The sequence below is a fragment of the Xylanimonas sp. McL0601 genome (assembly GCF_049852175.1).
Lineage (GTDB): Bacteria > Actinomycetota > Actinomycetes > Actinomycetales > Cellulomonadaceae > Xylanimonas.
This window is the reverse complement of the sequence record NZ_CP187527.1, coordinates 1,603,747-1,623,666: the sequence shown is the minus strand read 5'-3', so window position 1 is coordinate 1,623,666 and position 19,920 is coordinate 1,603,747. Positions and strand designations below refer to the sequence as shown.

The following is a 19,920-nucleotide window of genomic DNA, read 5'->3' as shown; positions in this document are numbered from 1 at the left end:
GGGGACACAATGGGGGTGAATCGACGACGACAGGCGTGGCTGTGTGGTGCGCACGCACCCCGGTCATGACAAGAGAGAGGTTGCTGGTGGCTTCGTACGACGAGACCGGACCGCTGATCAACGGTCTGCTCAGCTCGGTCCCTGACATCGACCCCGGCGAGACGGCCGAGTGGGTCGAGTCCTTCGACGGGCTGATCGACGAGAAGGGCGGACCTCGCGCCCGCTACGTCATGCTCAACCTGCTGCGCCGCGCGCGTGAGCGCAACGTGTCGATCCCGGCGTCGTTCGCGACCCCGTACGTCAACACGATCGGCGTGCACGAGGAGCCGTACTTCCCGGGCGACGAGTCGCTCGAGCGCCAGTACCGCGGCTGGAACCGCTGGAACGCCGCCGTCATGGTGACGCGCGCGCAGAAGCCGGGTATCGGCGTCGGTGGCCACATCTCCTCGTACGCGTCGTCGGCGACGCTCTACGAGGTGGGCCTGAACCACTTCTTCCGCGGCAAGGACCACCCGGGCGGCGGCGACCAGGTCTACTTCCAGGGCCACGCGTCCCCCGGCATGTACGCCCGCGCGTACCTCGAAGGCCGCCTCTCGGCGGAGGACCTCGACGGGTTCCGCCAGGAGAAGTCGAAGGCCGGTCACGGCCTGCCCTCCTACCCGCACCCGCGCCTGCTGCCCGACTTCTGGGAGTTCCCGACGGTCTCGATGGGCCTCGGCCCGGCGTCGGCGATCTACCAGGCCTGGACGAACAAGTACCTGAACAACCGTGGCATCAAGGACACCGCCCAGCAGGACGTCTGGGCATTCCTCGGCGACGGTGAGATGGACGAGCCCGAGTCGCGCGGCATGCTGCAGCTCGCGGCGCACCAGAACCTGGAGAACCTGACCTTCGTCGTGAACTGCAACCTGCAGCGCCTCGACGGCCCGGTCCGTGGAAACGGCAAGATCATCCAGGAGCTCGAGGCCGAGTTCAAGGGTGCCGGCTGGAACGTCATCAAGGTCATCTGGGGCCGTGAGTGGGACGCCCTGCTCAACGCGGACAAGGACCGCGCCCTGGTCAACCTGATGAACGTGACGCCCGACGGCGACTACCAGACGTACCGTGCCGAGTCCGGTGCGTTCATCCGCGAGCACTTCTTCGGCCGCGACCCGCGCACCAAGGCCCTCGTCGAGAACATGACGGACGAGGACATCTGGAACATGAAGCGCGGTGGTCACGACTACCGCAAGATCTACGCGGCCTACGCCGCCGCCCGCTCCCACCAGGGCCAGCCGACGGTCATCCTCGCGCAGACGGTCAAGGGCTACGGCCTGGGCTCCGGCTTCGCGGGCCGCAACGCGACGCACCAGATGAAGAAGCTCAAGTCGGACGAGCTCAAGGCCCTGCGCGACTCGCTGCGCATCCCGATCCCCGACGAGCAGCTCGAGGACCCGTACAGCGCGCCCTACTACCACCCGGGCTTCGAAGACCCGGCGATCCGCTACATGCTGGAGCGCCGCCGTCAGCTCGGTGGGTTCGTACCGGAGCGCCGTCACGCGCCGAAGGCGATCACGCTTCCCGACCCCAAGGCCTACGAGCTGCTCAAGAAGGGCTCTGGCACGCAGGAGGTCGCCTCGACGATGTCGTTCGTGCGCCTGCTCAAGGACCTCATCAAGGACAAGGAGTTCGGCAAGCGCATCGTGCCGATCATCCCCGACGAGGCGCGCACGTTCGGCCTGGACGCGATCTTCCCGAGCGCGAAGATCTTCAACACGGGTGGCCAGCACTACCTCGCCGTGGACCGTGAGCTCATGCTCTCGTACAAGGAGTCCGAGGCCGGGCAGATCATGCACACCGGCATCAACGAGGCCGGTTCCGCGGCCGCGTTCCAGTCGGTCGGCACGACGTACGCCACGCACGGCGAGCACATGGTGCCCGTCTACATCTTCTACTCGATGTTCGGGTTCCAGCGGACCGGCGACCAGTTCTGGGCCGCCGGCGACCAGATGACGCGCGGCTTCATCATCGGCGCCACCGCGGGCCGCACCACCCTCACGGGTGAGGGCCTGCAGCACGCCGACGGCCACTCGCCGCTCATCGCGGGCACCAACACCGCGATGGTCGCCTACGACCCGGCCTACGGCTACGAGATCCGCCACATCGTCCGCGACGGCATCGAGCGCATGTTCGGCCCGTCGGACGACGGCGTGCACGACGAGCTGGGCCGCGACCAGAACGTCATGTACTACCTGACGGTCTACAACGAGCCGATGGTCCAGCCGGCCGAGCCGGAGGACGTCGACGTCGAGGGCATCAGGCGCGGTATCCACCGCATCTCGCAGTCGGACATCGCGTCCGACGGCCGTCCTCGCGCCCAGCTCCTCGCCTCGGGCGTGGGCGTACCGTGGGCGCTCGAGGCCCAGCACCTCCTGCGCGACGACTGGGGCGTGTCGGCCGACGTCTGGTCCGTCACCAGCTGGAACGAGCTGCGCCGCGACGCCCTGGCCGCCGAGAAGGCCGCGTTCGTCGACCCGTCGACCGCGCCGCGCACGCCGTTCGTGACCGAGAAGCTCCAGGGCGCGGGTGGCCCGTTCATCGCCTCGAGCGACTACGACCACCTGGTTGCCGACCAGATCCGCAAGTGGGTCCCGGGCGACTACGAGGTCCTGGGCGCCGACGGCTTCGGCTTCTCCGACACGCGTGCCGCCGCCCGCCGCTTCTTCCTCATCGACGGCCCGTCGATGGTGGTCAAGACGCTGCAGACGCTGGCTCGCCGTGGCGAGGTCGCGCCCGAGGTCGTGGGTCAGGCCATCGAGAAGTACCGCCTGCTGGACGTCAACGCCGGCACGTCGGGCAACGCGGGCGGCGAGAGCTGACCGTCCCGCTCCAGTGAGCACAGAGGCCTCCGCCCACCGCGTCAGCTGATGCGGTGGGCGGAGGCCTTTCTACGTCATCGCCGCTGTCGCACGGCCGGTCACGCGTCAGGGCGTCGTCTGCTGCGCGGCCTCGTACGCCGCGATCGCCTGCTCCAGCTCCGGCTTGAGCCGGGCGACGGCGTTGCGGTCGGGGTGCAGGTCCAGGCTGGCGAGGTGCTGGCGAGCCTCCAGGACGCGGTCGGCCTCCAGCGCCGCGAGCACCAGGTGCCGCCCCACCTCCGGCGTGTGCTCGCGCGCCCGCCAGTGGCCGACGCCGAGACCGAGGGCCTCGACGGGCATCCCGGCTCCGCGCAGGATCTCCAGACCGCCGGCGAGGGCCCGCCCCTCGGGGTCACGCTCAGAGGCCGTGGCCAGGCGCCGGACGGCGCCTTCCGGGTCGGACGCCAGCGAGAGCCGGCCGAGCTCGAGGAGCGGGTACCAGCCGCGCGGGTGGCCGGCCAGCTCCTCGGCGAGGGACCAGACGGCGAGGTCGGCGGCGCGCTGGCGCTGCGCGGCCTGCGTCTCCTCGTCGGCGGTCGCGGTCAGCGGGTCATCGGGGTTGGGGGACTCGACGGCGCGGCGCCGCACGAGCTCGGCGAGGGCGTCGAACGCCCGCACGTCATTGGGGTCGTCGAGCAGCATCGCGCGCAGAGCGTCCTCCTGAACCGTGTCACCGCGGCGCCGGGCCGAAGGCGTCGGCCGCCGGGCACCGACGGTCGAGGCCGAGAACGGCCGGCGGAGCAAGGCACGGAGCCTGGGCATGAGGGCCATGTCCTGACCATAACCACAACAGGCGCCCGTGAGCAGGGCCGCGCGAGCCGTGGGGCGCGAGTGGCGGTGCCGTCCCGACGTCGCATCGACGCTCCGCCGACCCGGCCCGCCGTGGCGTGCCATGGAAGGGTCGCGGTGCGTCCATTTGTGGCATCCCCACAATGCTCGCGTGGTCGATGCTGCGCTGGTGCACGTATCCTCGAGCGGTGCCCTTCCCCCCGACCAACGCCGATCGCAGCCTCGAGCACCGGGCAGCGACCGTCCAGCGCGTCCGCGAGGGCACCGGGTTCCTGACCGCAGCCGCGCTGCGCCGGCTGGACGAGGAGCTGGCGTGGTACCGCGACCTGCCCGCCGAGGACCGCTCCTACGTCGGCCTTGTCGCCCAGTCGGGCATCACGGCGTTCGTCACGTGGTTCGCCGACCCGTCTGCGGCTCCCAGTGGCGTCGGCGAGATGTTCGCCGCCGCTCCGCGCGAGCTGACGCAGTCCATCTCGCTGCAGCACACGCTGCAGCTGGTCCGCCTCATGGTCGACGTCGTCGAGTCGCACGCCGACCAGATCGCCGGGCCTGCCGCCGAGCGCGAGGTGCGCGAGGCCGTGCTGCGCTACTCGCGCGAGGTCGCGTTCTCGGCCGCCGAGGTCTACGCCCGCGCCGCCGAGATGCGCGGTGCCTGGGACGCCCGCCTCGAGGCGCTCGTCGTGGACGCGCTGGTGCGCGGCGACGGTGACGACTCCCTCCGCTCGCGCGTCTCCGCGCTCGGCTGGAGCGGGCGCGGCCAGTCGCTGGTCGTCGTCGGCACGACGACGGACGAGCTCGACGAGCTGCACACCGCCGACCTGCGACGGGCCGCTCGCCGCGCGGCCGGGGACGCGCTGGTCGGGATCCACGGCGACCGCGTCGTCCTCGTGCTCGGCGGCGAAGGCGACCTGGTCGCCGCGGCCACCAACCTGCTGGCGCGCTTCGGCCCTGGCCCGGTCGTCATCGGCGGCCTCGTCCCGTCGGTCGCTGAGGCGGCCCGCTCGGCAGCCGCGGCCCTCGCCGGCCTGGCCGCCGCCCCGGCGTGGCCGCAGGCGCCGAGGCCCGTGCTCGCCGACGACCTGCTGCCCGAACGCGTGCTGACCGGCGACGACGCCGCCCGCAGCACGCTGGTCGAGCAGGCGTACCGCCCCCTCGAGGCGGCCACGGGCAACGTGCTCGAGACCCTGTCGGCCTATCTCGGCACCGGCCGGTCGCTCGAGGCCGCGGCCCGCCAGCTGTACGTGCACCCCAACACCGTCCGCTACCGCCTGCGCAAGGTCTCGGAGATCACCGGCTGGGACCCGCTGGACGCCCGCGAGTCGTTCGTCCTCCAGGTCGCGCTGGCGCTCGGCCAGCTCGGGTAGCACCCGATCTTGTGGGATTCCCACAAGCGCTCTCGGGCAGGTTCGTGCCCGTCGGTACGCGCCGCAAGCCCGGCCTTCTGACACCGTTGACCCGTGCTCGCCGTCGTCTGCCCTGGACAGGGCTCTCAGACCCCCGGGATGCTCGCACCGTGGCTCGACCTGCCCGGCGTCGCTGACCTCCTCGCCACCTCCTCGCAGGCCGCCGGCCTCGACCTCGTCGCCCATGGCACGACGTCGGACGCCGACACCATCCGCGACACCGCCGTGGCCCAGCCGCTCATCGTCGCCTCGTCGCTGCTCGCGCTGCGTGTCGTCCTCGACGGCCGCAGCGCCGCCGACGTCGTTGACGTGACCGCCGGCCACTCCGTCGGCGAGCTCGCCGCCGCCGCCGTCGCGGGCGCGCTCGACGACGCCGGTGCCGTCGGCCTCGTGACCCGTCGCGCCCAGGCGATGGCCCAGGCCGCCGCCGCTGCGCCGTCGGGCATGAGCGCCGTCGTCGGCGGCGACCCGGCCGAGGTGCTGGCCGCGATCGAGGCGGCGGGCCTGTGGCCCGCGAACGTCAACGGCGCCGGCCAGACCGTCGCCGGCGGCGCGCTCGAGAACCTCGCGAAGCTCGGCGAGAACTCCCCCGCCCGCGCCCGGGTCATCCCCCTGCAGGTCGCCGGCGCGTTCCACACGCCGTTCATGGACTCCGCGCGCGAGGCGTTCGAGCCGGTCGCGACGGCCTGGCCCGCCACGGACCCGCGCGTCGCGTTCCTCTCCGACGCCGACGGCGCCGCGTACACGGGCGGCGCGCACAGCTTCGGCACCGCCTCCGAGGTGCTCTCGCGCCTCGCCGCGCAGGTCACCGCTCCGGTGCGCTGGGACCTCATCATGGAGACGCTCGCCGCGCGCGGCGTCACCGCGATCCTCGAGCTGGCGCCCGGCGGCGTCCTCACCGGCCTCGCCAAGCGCGCGCTCAAGGGCATCGAGCTCGTCGCGATCAAGTCGCCCGACGACGTCGAGGCCGCGCGCGACCTCGTCGCCACCCACTCCGACGCCGCGCGCAGGAACGGAGCCCAAGCATGACCGTCCAGCTCAAGCAGGCCCAGCCGGTCGCGTACTCGCGCATCCTGGGCATTGGCGCCGAGCGCGGCGAGCTCGTCGTGACCAACGACGACATCGCGGGCCCCATCGACTCCTCCGACGAGTGGATCCGCCAGCGCACCGGCATTGCGACCCGTCGCCGCGCGGGCGCCGACCGCGACGTGCTGGACCTCGCCGAGGTTGCCTCGACCAAGGCGATCGCCGCCGCGGGCGTCGCGCCCGAGGAGATCGACACCGTCGTCATGTCGACGATCACGCACTTCACGCAGACACCGTCCGCGGCCGCCATCCTCGCCGACCGCATCGGCGCGAACCCTGCCGCCGCCTACGACATCTCCGCCGCGTGCGCGGGCTACTGCTACGCGATCGGCCAGGCCGACGCGCTGGTGCGCTCGGGCGTCGCGCGCAACGTGCTGGTGATCGGGGCCGAGAAGCTCTCGGAGATCATCGACCCCACCGACCGCACGATCTCCTTCCTCCTGGGCGACGGCGCCGGCGCCGCCGTCGTCGGCGCTTCGGACACGCCGGGCATCGGCCCGACGGTCTGGGGCTCGGACGGCTCGAAGGCTTCGACGATCCGCCAGACGCACTCGTGGACCGATCTGCGCGCGGACCCGTCGCTCGGCTGGCCGACGCTGCGCCAGGACGGCCAGACCGTCTTCAAGTGGGCCAGCTTCCAGGTCGGCAAGTTCGCGCAGGCCGCGATGGACGCCGCGGGCGTCGGCCCCGAGGACATCGACGTGTTCGTGCCGCACCAGGCGAACATGCGGATCATCGACCAGATGGTCAAGCAGCTGAAGCTGCCCGAAGACGTCGTCGTCGGCCGCGACATCGTGGACACCGGCAACACGTCGGCCGCGTCGGTACCGCTCGCCATCGAGCGCCTCATGTCCGAGGGCCAGGCGAAGTCCGGCGACGTCGCTCTCCAGATCGGGTTCGGCGCCGGGCTGGTGTACGCCGCCCAGGTCGTCGTGCTGCCGTAGCCTCGCCCCTGTTCCCCCACGAACTCCCGGTGCCGCCGGCCCCGGACCCCACCGAAGAGAAGGAAATACCCATGGCTTACACCGACACCGAGATCCTCGAGGGCCTTGCCGAGATCGTCGCCGAGGAGACGGGCCTGCCCACCGACGCGGTCCAGCTCGAGAAGTCCTTCACGGACGACCTCGACATCGACTCGCTGTCGATGATGACGATCGTGACGCACGCCGAGGACAAGTTCGGCGTCCGCATCCCCGACGAGGAGGTCAAGAACCTCGCCACGGTCGGCGACGCGGTGACCTTCATCACCGGCGCCCAGGCCTGAGCCTCGCTCTTCGTGGTCTCGACGGGCTCACCCACCGCTGACCGGTGGCTGAGCCCGTCGGAACCACCCGCACGGACCACTCCGCCCACTCACCTCCAGGAGCCCCAGCCATGACCGCACCTCGCGACGTCGTCGTCACCGGACTCGGCGCCACCACCCCGCTCGGTGGCGACACCAGCTCCACCTGGGCGGCAGCGCTGGCCGGCGAGTCGGGCGCGCGGACGCTCGAGAACGACTGGGCCGAGAAGTACGGCATCCCGGTCAACTTCGCGGCGACCCTCAAGGTCAAGCCGGAGGAGGTGCTCACGCGCCCCGAGATGAAGCGCATGGACCCCTCCGCGCAGTACGCGATCGTCGCGACGCGCGAGGCGTGGGCCGACGCCGGCTCCCCCGAGGTCGACGGCGAGCGTCTGGGCGCCGTGGTCTCCTCCGGCATCGGCGGCATCTGGACCATGCTGGACGGCTGGGACACCCTGCGTGAGCGCGGCGCCCGCCGCATGCTCCCGATGACGGTGCCCATGCTGATGCCGAACTCGCCGGTCGCGTACGTCGAGCTCGAGATCGGCGCCCGCGCCGGTGCGCACGCCATGGTCTCCGCCTGCGCGTCGGGCGCCGAGGCCATCGGCTACGGCGTCGAGATGATCCGCACCGGCCGCGCGGACGTCGTCGTCGCGGGCGGCACCGAGGCCACCATCCACCCGATGCCGATCGCCGCGTTCGCGGCGTCGCGCACGCTGTCGCTCCGCAACGACGACCCGCAGGGCGCCTCGCGCCCGTACGACGTCGACCGGGACGGGTTCGTCATCGGCGAGGGCGCGGCCGTCGTCGTGCTGGAGTCGGCGGAGCACGCTGCCGCCCGCGGAGCCCGCGTGTACGCGAAGATCGCCGGCGTTGGCCTGTCCTCGGACGCCTACCACATCACGTCCCCCGACCCTGAGGGCCGGGGTCAGGTCGCGGCGATGCGCCGGGCTCTCGAGGACGCCGGCGTGACCGGCCGCGACGTCGTGCACGTCAACGCCCACGCGACGTCGACCAAGGTCGGCGACCTCACCGAGACGGCTTCGATCCGGACGCTGCTCGGCGGCGAGGCCGACCACGTGCTGCTCTCGGCCACCAAGTCGATGACCGGGCACCTGCTCGGCGGCGCGGGCGCGCTCGAGACGCTGTTCACGGTCAAGGCCGTGCACGAGCGCCTCGCCCCGCCCACCATCAACGTGTCCAACCCCGACCCCGAGCTCCAGGTGCCGCTGGTCCGCGACGTCCCGGAGAAGCTGCCCGCGGGCGACGTCGTCGCGCTCAACAACTCGTTCGGGTTCGGCGGCCACAACGTCGCCCTGGTGGTCACGAACGCCTGACACCCAGCACGGCTCACGACGGCGCCCCGCAGACCCGGAGGTCTGCGGGGCGCCGTCGTTCCCAGGGAGCGGGGCTCAGCCCACGCGGTGCAGCCAGCGCACCGGGGCACCGGCCCCGGCGTAGCGGAACGGCTCGAGCTCGTCGTCCCACGCGCTGCCGAGGGCGAGGTCGAGGGCGTCCTGCATCGCCCGCGGGTCGTGCGCGAGCTCGAGCGCGGACCGCACGCGATCCTCGGGCACGACGACGTTGCCATGCACGTCGGTCATCGCGTGGAAGATGCCGAGGTCTGGCGTGTGCGACCAGCGGGCGCCGTCGGCGCCGTGGCTCGCCTCCTCCGTCACCTCGTAGCGCAGGTGCTGCCACCCGCGCAGCGCCGACGCGAGGCGCGCGCCGGTGCCCTGCAGGCCCTGCCACGAGTACTCGGCACGGTGAAGACCGCGTGCGGCAGGCTGCACCGTCCAGTCGAGAGAAACGCGGGCGGACAGCACGTTGCCCGCCGCCCACTCGACGTGGGGGCACAGGGCACGTGGAGCCGAGTGCACGAAAAGGACACCGCGTGTGATGGCGCCGGACATTGTTCCTCCCTGGGTCGAGGTCCGTCTTCCCCTACGTCCTCGATCAGGTCAGCGGTGCGGCGTGTCACCTGCGGTGTTGCGTTCGCTCTGCGCCATGATGCCCGACGGCGTCCCACGGCGCGAGGCGGAAGTGGTTCAGAGGCGCTCGCGCAGCTCCCGCATCGCCTTGGAGCGCACGCTGCGCTCGAGACGGTCGAGGTAGAGCTTGCCGTCGAGGTGGTCGCACTCGTGCTGCAGGCAGCGGGCCATGAGGCCCGTGCCCTCGACGACGACGGCGTTGCCGTCGAGGTCGGTACCCTCGACGCGCGCGTACCAGGCACGCTTCGTCGGGTACCACAGCCCGGGGACAGAGAGGCAGCCCTCGTCGCCGTCCTGCAGCTCGTCGGACAGCTCGACGATGCGCGGGTTGAGGACGTAGCCGACCTCGTCGTCGATGTTCCACGAGAACGCGCGCAGGTTCACACCGATCTGGTTGGCCGCGAGGCCGGCGCGCCCCTCGGCGTCGACCGTCTCGACCAGGTCGGCCACCAGGCCGCGGACGCCGTCGTCGATCGTGGTGATCTCGTCGCACACGGTGCGCAGCACAGGGTCGGGGATCACGCGGATCTCTCGCATCGCCATGCCGGGCATTCTTCCACGCCCACCCTGCCCAGCGCCTTCAGCGGGCGACCACGACGATCCCGATGACGACGCCCACCAGACCCCAGAACACCAGGCTCACACCGAGTGCCAGCACGAGACCGCCGGCAGAGGTGGCCCGTTCGTCGGACGCGTTCGACGCCGCCCGGACCGCCATCACGACGCCCACCGCCACGAGGGCTCCCCCGATGACTAGCCACCACACAGGAACCAAAGTGCCACATCACCAGCGGCACCTGCGTCCACCTCTGCGCTCCCGGGACGCTCCGGTAGGCTCGCGGCGCGCCCCGTTAGCTCAGCTGGTCAGAGCAGGAGACTCATAATCTCTCGGTCGCGGGTTCAAGTCCTGCACGGGGCACCAGGTCGAGACGCGGCAACGGCGCCGCTCCCTCGGCGCTCACGCTGACACTCGGCATCGACCAAACGGCGCGACGACGGTCGTCTCCGGCGGTTCACCCGTCGCGGGTGATGCCGGGTGACCGGGGCGCGTGGGCTCATGGGCCGAGGAGCCACTAGAGGAGGCCGAGTGCGCCATGACCGCATTCACGGTTTGGAAGTTTGACACCCCGGACGGTGCGAACCACGCGATGACCCTGCTCAGGAACGCCCAGAGCGAGGACCTCGTCAACATCGAGGACCACGCCGTGGTCTCCTGGCCCGAGGGCGAGGACAAGCCGACGATCGAGCACGGCCACGACGACACGAAGCGGGGAGCCGGCTGGGGTAGCTTCTGGGGCCTGCTGCTCGGCGCGCTGTTCGCGGTGCCGGTGCTCGGCGTGGTCGCCGGTGGCGCACTCGGCGCGATGAGCAAGGCATCGGAGAAGCTCGGCATCTCGAAGGACAAGCTGGAGGCCATCCGCGACGAGATCACTCCAGGTACGTCGGCGCTCTTCGTCGTCACCAACGCGGGCGACCTCGACCGGCTCGGCGAGCGGTTCCACGGCCTCAACATGAAGCTGGTCGAGACCAACCTGACGCCTGCCGAGAAGAAGGACCTGCTGGAGACGTTCGGGAGCTAGCCCGCCGGTCCGTCGCCTCAGCCCCTGGCGCGGCGCACCGCCAGAACGATCGCGGCGACCAGAAGTGCCACGAGCAGCAGCACGAGGACCACCGGTCCGAGCAGGAACGCGAGCGCGATGCCGGCGATGACCAGGACCTTGGTGCTGGTCCGCGTGCCCGACCACGCCCCCTTGACCGCGCCCCAGACGGGGTTGTCGTCCTGCACCGCTGCCTCGACGCCCCCGGCGACGGCGCCCGTGACGACGCCGTGGTCGTCGGCGACGTCCTCGACCGCGTCCCCAGCCGTCTCGACGACGTCCCCGGCGACGTCCGTGACCTCACCGACGACGGCCGCCTCGGCACTCACGACGGCGTTCTCGACCGTGCCTTCGAGCCTGCTGGACACGCGCTCGAGCGCCCGGGAGGCTCGAGCCGCCGAGTAGCCGACCGCGTTCTGCGCGAGAGCACGCAGCGCGGACGACAGCGACGGGCGCTCGGTGCTCGGAGCTAGCGCTGTTGCCGTCATCTTCGACCTCCGTGTTGCCGCGGTGATGGTGGGCGCCTTCCTCTCGACGATACGGCCGCGCCGGTTGGCATGCCGCCTCGCGGTCATCGCCGTCGTCGTGAGGCGCGTGCGTGCCGCTACGGTGGCCGCATGTGGTCGCGACGCCCCACGCTCCCGTTCGACGTGCGTACAGCCCTCGGGCTGACGCGCGCAGATCATGTGCTCGCCTCCGCCCCCCTCGCCGACGGCGGGTGGGCGGTCGCGACGAATGCCGAGCTGATCAGCACTCGAAGCGGCGTCGTCGTGCGGCGCCCGTGGTGCGACGTCGACCGCGCCGCGTTCGACCCTGCGCACGACATCGTGACGGTCCAGTGGGTCGACGCCGAACCCGACCTCCGTCTACGGACCGTCGACTCGGCGAAGTCCTGGCTGCCGCAGGTCGTCCGCGAGCGCGTCGAGTGGTCGGTGGTGCTGGGTGAGGAGGTGGCGCTTCCGGGCGGGCGGACGGCCAAGGTCGCCGTCCGTAGGGACGTGGACGGGAGCCTCTTCTCCCAGGTGCTCGCCGGGCCGCGGGTCGACCTGGACGATCCTGCTGTCGCCAGCCTCGTCGATGCCGCTGAGCAGCGCGTTCGCTCCGCCGTGGGGCTGCCGTGGTGACCTGTGTCGCGACCGCCGCCAGCGCGTTCTGAGCACCCGCAGAGGCCTGGTAATGTTCTACCCGGCCTCGGACACGGGGCCAGCGATCCCGCGTAGCTCAGCTGGCAGAGCATCCGACTGTTAATCGGACGGTCGTAGGTTCAAGTCCTACCGCGGGAGCCAAGAGCCCAGGTCAGAAATTACTTCTGACCTGGGTTTTTCGCGTTCCGAGGGCCGACCTTCGATCGGCCCACGCCATTCGCGCGTTCACCGCACGCCCGCCTCTCGATCGCTCGCCCCAGGCGGGACATTCTGGTTCGGCACAGCCCCAACTGGAGGTACTAGCGATGAAGCACGAACAACTGGCCCGGGACGACGAGCGTCACGGCAGGCGGACTGGCCTGGCGCTTCGTGGCGCTCTCTCCGGTGCGACTGCCACTGCCGTCCTACTCGGCGGCTTCGGAGCATTTGCTCTGTGGAACGACTCCCTGTCCGCAGGCCTCGACGACGACATCGCCACGGGTCGCCTCGAGCTGGTCGAAGTCACTCCCAAGAGCGGCTCGGGCTGGTACTTCGGCGATGGCGGTGAGGCGATCAACTCCGATACCGCCATCAACCTGGCAACGTTCAAGGCGTCTCCGGGTGATGAGGTCTACTTCCTCGGCACCGTCAAGGCCATCGTCGAGGGTGACGACCTCACGGCCACGCTGGCCGTGGACAAGACGTCGATCGTCACCCACGACAGCCTGTCCGGCTTCGTGGACGCTGAGGTCGAGCTCGTTGGTAACCCGACCGGTGAGCTCGTTGGCAACGACGGCGCTGAGCAGACGGTCGACGTCAAGGTCACCGTGACCTTCGACGAAGGTCTCACGGTGAACACCAGCCAGTCCCTCTCCGACGCCGTCGACCTCTCCGACCTCGAGTTCACGCTCGAGCAGGTGACCTGAGGCAGCAACCCCCACCTGACGACCCCGGACGGTCGCATCTATCCACCGGGGTCGTCAGACCTTCCCTGAGGTTCGAGGAGTCGGAGCCATGCTAGGCAAGACACGCATCACGGCGGGGGTTGTCCTCGCTGCCGTTGCTGTGCTCTTTGGCGCGGGCCCGGCACACGCTCGATGGAACGACGACGTGGTGGTCGACGCCGGCACGATCTCTACCGGTCAGGTGGAGATTCTGGCGGCTTCCCCCTCGGCGTGGATGAAGGGTCCTGCACCGCTGGGACCAGGCGACAAGCTCATGCCCGGCGACACCATCACGACGGAGATCTCTGTCGAGGTGCTTGTCACGGGCACGACGATGACTCCCATCTTGAGCCTCGACCGCTGGGCATTGCCGTCCGGGCTCATCGGCGCGGTCGACGTCTTGGTCACCTACCCGCCGTTCTCGCCCGCTCTCGACGCGCAGACCGTTCCGGTGACCGTGACACTCACCGTCACCGACGACGCGAAGCTGATGGGCGACCGCATCGACTTCACCGGCGCCACCATCGTCCTGGACTCTGGTCGGGTCTGGTTCGACGTGCACCAGGCCGACCTGGGCGAGATTCGCTTCGGCAGCAATGACAGCAGCGACCTGTGCTTCGGCGGAGTGAAGCCGAACCCAGACGGGACGTGCCCCGACCCCGGCGGCTCCGGTCTCCCACCCGAGATCACGACCCGCCCACCGGTATGCAAGGGCACCGACCCGCTCGGCTTCGATGTGGGCTGGGTCCAGATTCAGCAGATTCCCGAGGTCAATGTCGGCGGCCAGACGGGACGTCTGACCGAACTGTCGATGGTCAAGGACTTCGGGCCGAACGACGTGAGCGCAACGCTGAGAATCGAGCTGCCGTCTGCATGGTTCGCCATCGCGGATCGGCCCCCGTTCTCGGCCCTGCGCCTGTATGTCAACGGAGTGCAGTTCGAGCGTGTCGGAAACGCCTGGGTCGGCGATATCGCTGTCGAGCCTGGCCGCATGCACATCGACATCCAGCTGTTGTTCAACCGCGCCACGGGTAGCGGAAACATCTACCTGTACCCCGCATGGATGCTGGCGACCCTCACGACCACCACGGCCACTGAAACGGGCACGGTCGACACCTACGCTCAGGCGCTGACCGTGACCGATGGCTACGCACAGGGCAGCGCGCCTAACCAGTGCCCCTCGGGTTCCGGATGGACCTTGCCCCCGGAGTCGATCCTGAATGTGGACGGCGCCCCGGTGAACCGCGGACAGGCTGTATCGATCTCCCCACCGACGGAGACGCTGATGCCGGTGTCTGACGAGTCTGAACCGGTCGTGGCTGCGGGTTTGGGCACCGCGACAGACCCGACGGCTGAAGCCAGCGTCGCTGAGCCTGCGGGCCAGGAGCCAGCCGGAGGCGACCCGACCGGTGACGGTGCACCCGCGGTACATGAGGAGAAGGGGACGGCAGGCGATGTCGATGACGACCCCGACTCTGAACTTGGCTGAACCTCGGCTCCGCGAGAGCGGCTGGCGGGCCGTCCGCCGTGGCCTCACCTACGGTGGGCTGCTGCTGACGCTCGCACTGGCGGTCTTCACCATTGTCATTCCGAAGTTCACAGGCTCCGTGCCGCTCACTGTGCTGTCCAACTCGATGGCACCGTCCATGCCGGTCGGGTCGCTCGCGGTCGTCAAGCCAACGCTCCCACTCGACATGACACCTGCGCGGTTGGACGTCTTGACGCCCGCAGAGGTTCGCGAGATCAACGACCTCAGTCGTATCCGCTCCGGGTCGATCATCGCGTTCCAGCCGAACCCCGGTGACCCGACGCTGGTGATGCACCGGGTCCAGTCGATCAGGTCGACCATGGGAACGACTGGCGAGCCGGCGCGTCACGTGTTCATCACCAGGGGCGACAACCTGGACGCGGACGACCGCCCGGTCGAAGAGCACATGGTGCGAGGCGAAGTCTGGTACCACCTGCCCCTGCTCGGCTTCGTGAACGACAAGCTGAACTCCGGGCCGGCCCACACGCCGCTCATCCTCGGCATCGCCGCCGTCGGCTACGGCCTGGCGGCCGTGTACATCGTGCGTGCCGTGCGAGCGAAGCGTGATGACGCCCGCACCGAGGACGGCGGATAGGCCGTCGGGCTCCGTGGTGGAGGACCTGATGGCCCGCCTCAGGCCCCTCTGCTGCTAAGCACCTGCGTCGCAGCGATCCTCAGCTTCTTGCCCTTCTCTTCGAACCGGAAAGCGGTGCGCTCGACGACGACGCGACCGTCGCGGAACGAATAGGTCAGCGTGGCCTGGGCCCGATCCGGCGGCAACGGCGTCACGTCTCTGACGCTCACCCGGGCGATGTTGTCCCAGAAGGCCTGGTACGCGGACCTGCCGCCGGCGTGGTTTTTCTGGTAGTCGGCGGTCATCTTTGGCCAGGCGGCGTCGGTGTTCTCGGGCATCAGGGCGTAGTAGCTCGTGACGGCCGACGCCAGCTGAGCCGCGCCGGCCGTCGCGTCGCCCCCCTTCTTCCCGCCGCCCCGCGCGGACTCAGGCGTGGACTGCGTCTCAGCCTGGGACTGGGGTTGCGGTTCCGGCGTCGCCGTCGGCTCGGGCGCCGGTTCCGTTGTCGCCGTGGGTGTCTGTGCCCTCTCGGTCGCGACGGCAGCAGGAGACGGACCTGTCGAGGTCGCCCGCGGCGTCGAGGTGACCGACGGTGTGGTGGCGGCGCCGAGATTGGCCGCTGCCCGCGGAGCGCCGTCGAACCACCCGTTCAACGAGGCGACGGCGAGGAGCACCGCGGCGACGACTGACAACGCCGCGACGAGCACTCGAACATGTGGCCCGCGCCGTGTCGACCGGTGCCCGGGCTCGGGCGGAGGCTCGACCGACGCTGGCGACTCCGGTTCGCCAGGCGCCCCCTCTGCGAGCGCCGTCGGCGGCTCGCCCGTGACCTCGCCGGATTCAGCGGCGGGATCCGCGAGGACGACGACCGGCAGCGGCCGGGTGGGCTCACCCGGTGCCGAGTCCGACTGGAGCTGGGCGAGGTGCGTGGCGGCCTGGTCCATGGTCGGTCGCGCGTCCGGGTCCCTCGACAGCATCTGGAGCAGGAAGGGAGTCAGCGAGCCGGCGCTTCGGGGCGGTCGCACCTGCGCAGCCGCCACCTTGTGGAGCAGCATGAGCGAGTTCGGCTCGGAGCCGAAGGGTGGCTCCCCCTCGAGCGCCGCGTAGAGCGTGGATCCGAGGGAGAAGACGTCGGAGGCGAACGTGGCCTCCTGACCGAGGGCCACCTCGGGTGCGAGGTAGGCGGGCGTGCCGTGGACCATGCCCGAACCGGTCAGGGTCGGGTCGCCCAGCGCGTGCGAGATGCCGAAGTCGCTGATGTGAGCGGCGCCGTCTGGCGTGATCAGGATGTTGCCGGGTTTGACGTCCCGGTGGACGATCCCGAGCCGGTGGGCCTCCGCGAGCGCCGAGGCGACCTGTGTCCCGATCCGGGCCGCGTCGGCCAGCGGCAGCGTTCCCTCGTGGTGCAGGACTCCAGACAGGGTGGTGGACGGCAGGAGCGGCATGACGATGAAGGGCTTGCCCTCGTGCTCGACGGCGTCGAACACGGGGACCGCGTGGGGGTGGTTGAGGCGGGCGGTGATGCGCGCCTCGCGCAGGGCGCGGCGCTTCGCCAGCTCGGCCTCCTCCTCGGGGATGCCGGGAACCGTGTGCAGCTGCTTGACCGCGACCGTCCGCAGGAGGTGCTCATCCCAGGCCTCCCAGACGATGCCCATCCCGCCGCTCGCGATCACTCTGACGAGTCGATAGCGGTGGGCGAGGAGAGCCTCCGGCGCGTTCAAGCGCACCCCTCCGTCGGTAGCTGACGCTCTCGACGCTACGGCGCCCTGGGAGCGCACGACACTCGTCGACCGAGGCGGTCCTCCTGATCAGGAAGGATGCGCAGACTCAGCCGCGCCGTCGCGTGATCGTCCGCCCCAGCCAGACCAGCGGGTCGTACTTCCGGTCCGCCACGCGCTCCTTCATCGGGATGAGCGCGTTGTCGGTGATCTTGATCCCCTCGGGGCACACGTCGGTGCAGCACTTCGTGATGTTGCAGAGGCCAAGTCCGTGCTCGTCCTGAGCGGCCGGCACCCGGTCCGCGACGTCGAGCGGGTGCATCTCGAGCTCGGCGATCCGCATGAGGAACCGCGGGCCCGCGTACGACTGCTTGTGGTCGTCATGGTCGCGCACGACGTGGCAGGTGTCCTGGCACAGGAAGCACTCGATGCACTTGCGGAACTCCTGGGAGCGCGAGACGTCCTCCTGCGCCATCCGGTACTCCCCCGGCTCCAGGTCGGCGGGCGGCGTGAACGACGGGATCTCGCGCGCCTTCTCATAGTTGAACGACACATCGGTCACGAGGTCGCGGATCACCGGGAACGTCCGCATGGGCGTCACGATGACCACCTCCTCGGGGTTGAGCACCGACATGCGCGTCATGCACAGCAGTCGCGGCCTGCCGTTGATCTCGGCCGAGCACGAGCCGCACTTGCCGGCCTTGCAGTTCCACCGCACCGCGAGGTCCGGCGCCTGGGTGGCCTGGAGCCGGTGGAGCACGTCGAGCACGACCTCGCCGTCGTTGACCTCCACCTCGTAGTACGCGAGCTCGCCGCCGTCGGCGTCGCCACGCCACACCTGGAACCGGCCCTTGTAGCTCATGCGCGTACTCGCTTCGCTCCGTGCGCGCATGAGGCACGAAACGCCCTGTGCTCTCTGATTCGCTCGCTTCGCTCACTCATGCGCGCGTACTCGCTTCGCTCCGTGCGCGCATGGGGCACGAAACGCCCTGTGCTCTCTGATTCGCTCGCTTCGCTCACTCATGCGGCACCTCCCTGCGGGTGGCCGGCCAGCTCGGGCGCCGTGTAGTACTTGCCGAGCTCTTCGACGTCGAACAGCGCGAGCAGGTCCGCGCGCATGGGAACCCGTTCGTCCATCTCGACGGCGACCCGCGGCACCACCGGGTCGCCGCCCGGATCGTCGCGGACGCAGCGCGACACCAGCACCCGGTGCCGCCACTCGGGGTCGAGCACCGGGTGGTCGTCGCGCGTGTGCCCGCCGCGGCTCTCGGTCCGCGTCAGGGCCGACGACGCCACGGCCTCGCTGACCATCAGCATGTTCCGCAGGTCCAGCGCCAGGTGCCAGCCGGGGTTGTACTGCCGGTGACCCTCGACGACGACGTTCCGCAGCCGGGACCGCAGCTCCTGGAGGCGTTCGAGGGCCTCGGTCATCTCGGCCTCGGTGCGGATGATGCCGACGAGGTCGTTCATCATCTGCTGCAGCTCGGCGTGGAGCGTGTACGGGTTCTCGCCGGTCACCCCGTCGGCCGGCGGGTCGAACGGCGCGAGCGCCATCGCGGCGGCCGCGTCGACGTCGGCGTCTCGGACCTCCGGCCGCCGCACCAGGCCGGCGACGTAGTCCGCCGCTCCCAGGCCGGCGCGCCGGCCGAACACCAGCAGGTCGGACAGCGAGTTGCCGCCGAGCCGGTTCGAGCCGTGCATCCCGCCCGAGCACTCGCCGGCCGCGAACAGTCCTGTCACGGTCGACTGCCCGGTGTCCGGGTCGACGGCGACGCCGCCCATCACGTAGTGGCACGTGGGGCCGACCTCCATCTGCTCCGCGGTGATGTCGACGTCGGCCAGCTCCTTGAACTGGTGGAACATCGACGGGAGGCGGCGCTTGATCTCCTCCGCGGGCATGCGGCTGGCGATGTCGAGGAACACGCCGCCGTGCGGGGAGCCGCGGCCCTCCTTGACCTCGGTGTTGATCGCGCGTGCCACCTCGTCCCGGGGCAGGAGGTCGGGCGTGCGGCGGTTGTTGTCCTGGTCGGCGTACCAGCGGTCCGCCTCGTCCTCGGTCTGGGCGTACTGGCCCTTGAACACGTCCGGGACGTACTCGAACATGAAGCGGCTGCCGCTCGCGTTCTTGAGCACGCCGCCGTCGCCGCGCACGCCCTCGGTCACGAGGATGCCCTTGACGCTCGGCGGCCAGACCATGCCGGTCGGGTGGAACTGGACGAACTCCATGTCGATGAGGCCGGCGCCGGCGCGCATCGCGAGGGCGTGCCCGTCGCCCGTGTACTCCCACGAGTTCGACGTCACCTTGAACGACTTGCCGATCCCGCCCGTGGCCAGCACCACGGCGGGCGCCGAGAACACGACGAAGCGGCCAGACTCCCGCCAGTACCCGAACGCGCCGGCGATGCGCGGCGCCTGTCCTGAGCCTGTCGAAGGGTCGTCGTCGGTGAGCAGCTCGGTGACCGTGCACTCGGCGAACACGCGCAGCCGCGCCTCGTAGTCGCCGGTCTCGGCAAAGTCGGCCTGCTGCAGCGCGACGATCCGCTGCTGCATGGTGCGGAGGAGCTCGAGCCCGGTCCGGTCACCGACGTGCGCGAGCCGGGGGTAGGTGTGCCCGCCGAAGTTGCGCTGGCTGATGCGGCCGTCGGGCGTGCGGTCGAACAGTGCGCCCCACGTCTCGAGCTCGTAGACGCGGTCGGGCGCCTCCTTGGCGTGCAGCTCCGCCATCCGCCAGTTGTTGAGGAACTTCCCGCCGCGCATGGTGTCCCGGAAGTGCACCTGCCACGAGTCCTTCTCGGCGACGTTGCCCATCGCCGCGGCGCACCCACCCTCGGCCATCACCGTGTGCGCCTTGCCGAACAGGGACTTGCAGATGATCGCCGTCCTCAGCCCGCGCTCGCGCGCCTCGATCGCGGCGCGCAGCCCGGCGCCTCCGGCGCCGATGACGAGGACGTCGTAGTCATGACGTTCGGTGTCGACCAACGCGGGT

The 19,920-nt window shown here is 70.5% G+C and carries 19 protein-coding genes and 2 tRNA genes; 13 read left to right on the top strand and 8 right to left on the bottom strand.

Annotation, left to right across the window (positions count from 1 at the left end):
* Window positions 1-86 precede the first annotated feature (86 nt).
* On the top strand, window positions 87-2,858 hold the full coding sequence (gene aceE / locus ACO4JP_RS07405; RefSeq protein ID WP_425956736.1) for a pyruvate dehydrogenase (acetyl-transferring), homodimeric type: 2,772 nt from the start codon (window positions 87-89) through the stop codon (window positions 2,856-2,858).
* A 105-nt stretch (window positions 2,859-2,963) separates the two neighbouring features.
* Here the strand turns inward: aceE and ACO4JP_RS07400 are convergent, their stop codons facing one another.
* Window positions 2,964-3,668 (bottom strand): hypothetical protein, encoded by a 705-nt coding sequence (locus ACO4JP_RS07400; RefSeq protein ID WP_425956735.1) that lies wholly within the window; start codon window positions 3,666-3,668, stop codon window positions 2,964-2,966.
* Window positions 3,669-3,874: 206 nt separating this feature from the next.
* Between ACO4JP_RS07400 and ACO4JP_RS07395 the strand changes: the two genes are divergently transcribed.
* The 5 genes from ACO4JP_RS07395 to ACO4JP_RS07375 all read left to right on the top strand — a co-directional run bounded on the left by ACO4JP_RS07395 (window position 3,875) and on the right by ACO4JP_RS07375 (window position 8,794).
* Window positions 3,875-5,050, top strand: a complete 1,176-nt coding sequence (locus ACO4JP_RS07395; protein ID WP_425956734.1) for a PucR family transcriptional regulator — start codon at window positions 3,875-3,877, stop codon at window positions 5,048-5,050.
* 93 nt (window positions 5,051-5,143) lie between these two features.
* Window positions 5,144-6,118 (top strand): ACP S-malonyltransferase, encoded by a 975-nt coding sequence (locus ACO4JP_RS07390; protein ID WP_425956733.1) that lies wholly within the window; start codon window positions 5,144-5,146, stop codon window positions 6,116-6,118.
* Window positions 6,115-7,119, top strand: coding sequence for a beta-ketoacyl-ACP synthase III (locus ACO4JP_RS07385; protein WP_425956732.1), 1,005 nt, complete (start codon window positions 6,115-6,117; stop codon window positions 7,117-7,119). Before ACO4JP_RS07390 ends, ACO4JP_RS07385 begins: the two co-directional genes overlap by 4 nt.
* Window positions 7,120-7,190: 71 nt before the next feature.
* Complete coding sequence (locus ACO4JP_RS07380) at window positions 7,191-7,439, top strand: acyl carrier protein (RefSeq protein WP_425956731.1); 249 nt, start codon at window positions 7,191-7,193, stop codon at window positions 7,437-7,439.
* A gap of 110 nt (window positions 7,440-7,549) precedes the next feature.
* Entirely contained in the window at window positions 7,550-8,794 is a 1,245-nt protein-coding gene (locus ACO4JP_RS07375) for a beta-ketoacyl-[acyl-carrier-protein] synthase family protein (RefSeq protein ID WP_425956730.1), read from the top strand.
* A 75-nt stretch (window positions 8,795-8,869) separates the two neighbouring features.
* Here the strand turns inward: ACO4JP_RS07375 and ACO4JP_RS07370 are convergent, their stop codons facing one another.
* The 3 genes from ACO4JP_RS07370 to ACO4JP_RS07360 form a co-directional block, all read right to left on the bottom strand.
* Window positions 8,870-9,370 (bottom strand): DUF3145 domain-containing protein, encoded by a 501-nt coding sequence (locus tag ACO4JP_RS07370; protein WP_425956729.1) that lies wholly within the window; start codon window positions 9,368-9,370, stop codon window positions 8,870-8,872.
* A gap of 135 nt (window positions 9,371-9,505) precedes the next feature.
* Window positions 9,506-9,991, bottom strand: coding sequence for a peptide deformylase (gene def / locus ACO4JP_RS07365; RefSeq protein ID WP_425956728.1), 486 nt, complete (start codon window positions 9,989-9,991; stop codon window positions 9,506-9,508).
* Between the two features lie 37 nt (window positions 9,992-10,028).
* Window positions 10,029-10,214, bottom strand: a complete 186-nt coding sequence (locus ACO4JP_RS07360) for a hypothetical protein (protein ID WP_425956727.1) — start codon at window positions 10,212-10,214, stop codon at window positions 10,029-10,031.
* 79 nt (window positions 10,215-10,293) lie between these two features.
* On the opposite strand from ACO4JP_RS07360, the gene ACO4JP_RS07355 reads away from it, so the two are divergent.
* Window positions 10,294-10,370 (top strand) — tRNA-Ile (locus ACO4JP_RS07355).
* Between the two features lie 226 nt (window positions 10,371-10,596).
* Window positions 10,597-11,028 (top strand): DUF1269 domain-containing protein, encoded by a 432-nt coding sequence (locus ACO4JP_RS07350; protein WP_425956726.1) that lies wholly within the window; start codon window positions 10,597-10,599, stop codon window positions 11,026-11,028.
* A gap of 17 nt (window positions 11,029-11,045) precedes the next feature.
* On the opposite strand, the gene ACO4JP_RS07345 is transcribed toward ACO4JP_RS07350, so the two are convergent.
* Window positions 11,046-11,534 (bottom strand): hypothetical protein, encoded by a 489-nt coding sequence (locus ACO4JP_RS07345; RefSeq protein ID WP_425956725.1) that lies wholly within the window; start codon window positions 11,532-11,534, stop codon window positions 11,046-11,048.
* Between the two features lie 129 nt (window positions 11,535-11,663).
* Between ACO4JP_RS07345 and ACO4JP_RS07340 the strand changes: the two genes are divergently transcribed.
* The 5 genes from ACO4JP_RS07340 (at window position 11,664) to ACO4JP_RS07320 (ending at window position 15,237) form a co-directional block, all read left to right on the top strand.
* Window positions 11,664-12,170 (top strand): hypothetical protein, encoded by a 507-nt coding sequence (locus ACO4JP_RS07340; RefSeq protein WP_425956724.1) that lies wholly within the window; start codon window positions 11,664-11,666, stop codon window positions 12,168-12,170.
* Window positions 12,171-12,256: 86 nt separating this feature from the next.
* A tRNA-Asn gene (locus ACO4JP_RS07335) sits at window positions 12,257-12,332 on the top strand.
* A 164-nt stretch (window positions 12,333-12,496) separates the two neighbouring features.
* Entirely contained in the window at window positions 12,497-13,096 is a 600-nt protein-coding gene (locus tag ACO4JP_RS07330; RefSeq protein ID WP_425956723.1) for an alternate-type signal peptide domain-containing protein, read from the top strand.
* An 88-nt stretch (window positions 13,097-13,184) separates the two neighbouring features.
* The gene (locus ACO4JP_RS07325; protein WP_425956722.1) at window positions 13,185-14,603 is read left to right on the top strand and encodes a hypothetical protein; all 1,419 of its coding nucleotides are present in this window, start codon (window positions 13,185-13,187) and stop codon (window positions 14,601-14,603) included.
* The gene (locus ACO4JP_RS07320) at window positions 14,575-15,237 is read left to right on the top strand and encodes a hypothetical protein (protein ID WP_425956720.1); all 663 of its coding nucleotides are present in this window, start codon (window positions 14,575-14,577) and stop codon (window positions 15,235-15,237) included. Before ACO4JP_RS07325 ends, ACO4JP_RS07320 begins: the two co-directional genes overlap by 29 nt.
* Window positions 15,238-15,275: 38 nt before the next feature.
* Here the strand turns inward: ACO4JP_RS07320 and ACO4JP_RS07315 are convergent, their stop codons facing one another.
* From ACO4JP_RS07315 to ACO4JP_RS07305, 3 genes are all read right to left on the bottom strand, one after another.
* Complete coding sequence (locus tag ACO4JP_RS07315) at window positions 15,276-16,937, bottom strand: protein kinase domain-containing protein (RefSeq protein ID WP_425956719.1); 1,662 nt, start codon at window positions 16,935-16,937, stop codon at window positions 15,276-15,278.
* Between the two features lie 106 nt (window positions 16,938-17,043).
* The gene (locus ACO4JP_RS07310; protein ID WP_425956718.1) at window positions 17,044-17,796 is read right to left on the bottom strand and encodes a succinate dehydrogenase/fumarate reductase iron-sulfur subunit; all 753 of its coding nucleotides are present in this window, start codon (window positions 17,794-17,796) and stop codon (window positions 17,044-17,046) included.
* A gap of 158 nt (window positions 17,797-17,954) precedes the next feature.
* Window positions 17,955-19,913 (bottom strand): fumarate reductase/succinate dehydrogenase flavoprotein subunit, encoded by a 1,959-nt coding sequence (locus ACO4JP_RS07305; protein WP_425956717.1) that lies wholly within the window; start codon window positions 19,911-19,913, stop codon window positions 17,955-17,957.
* Window positions 19,914-19,920 lie beyond the last annotated feature (7 nt).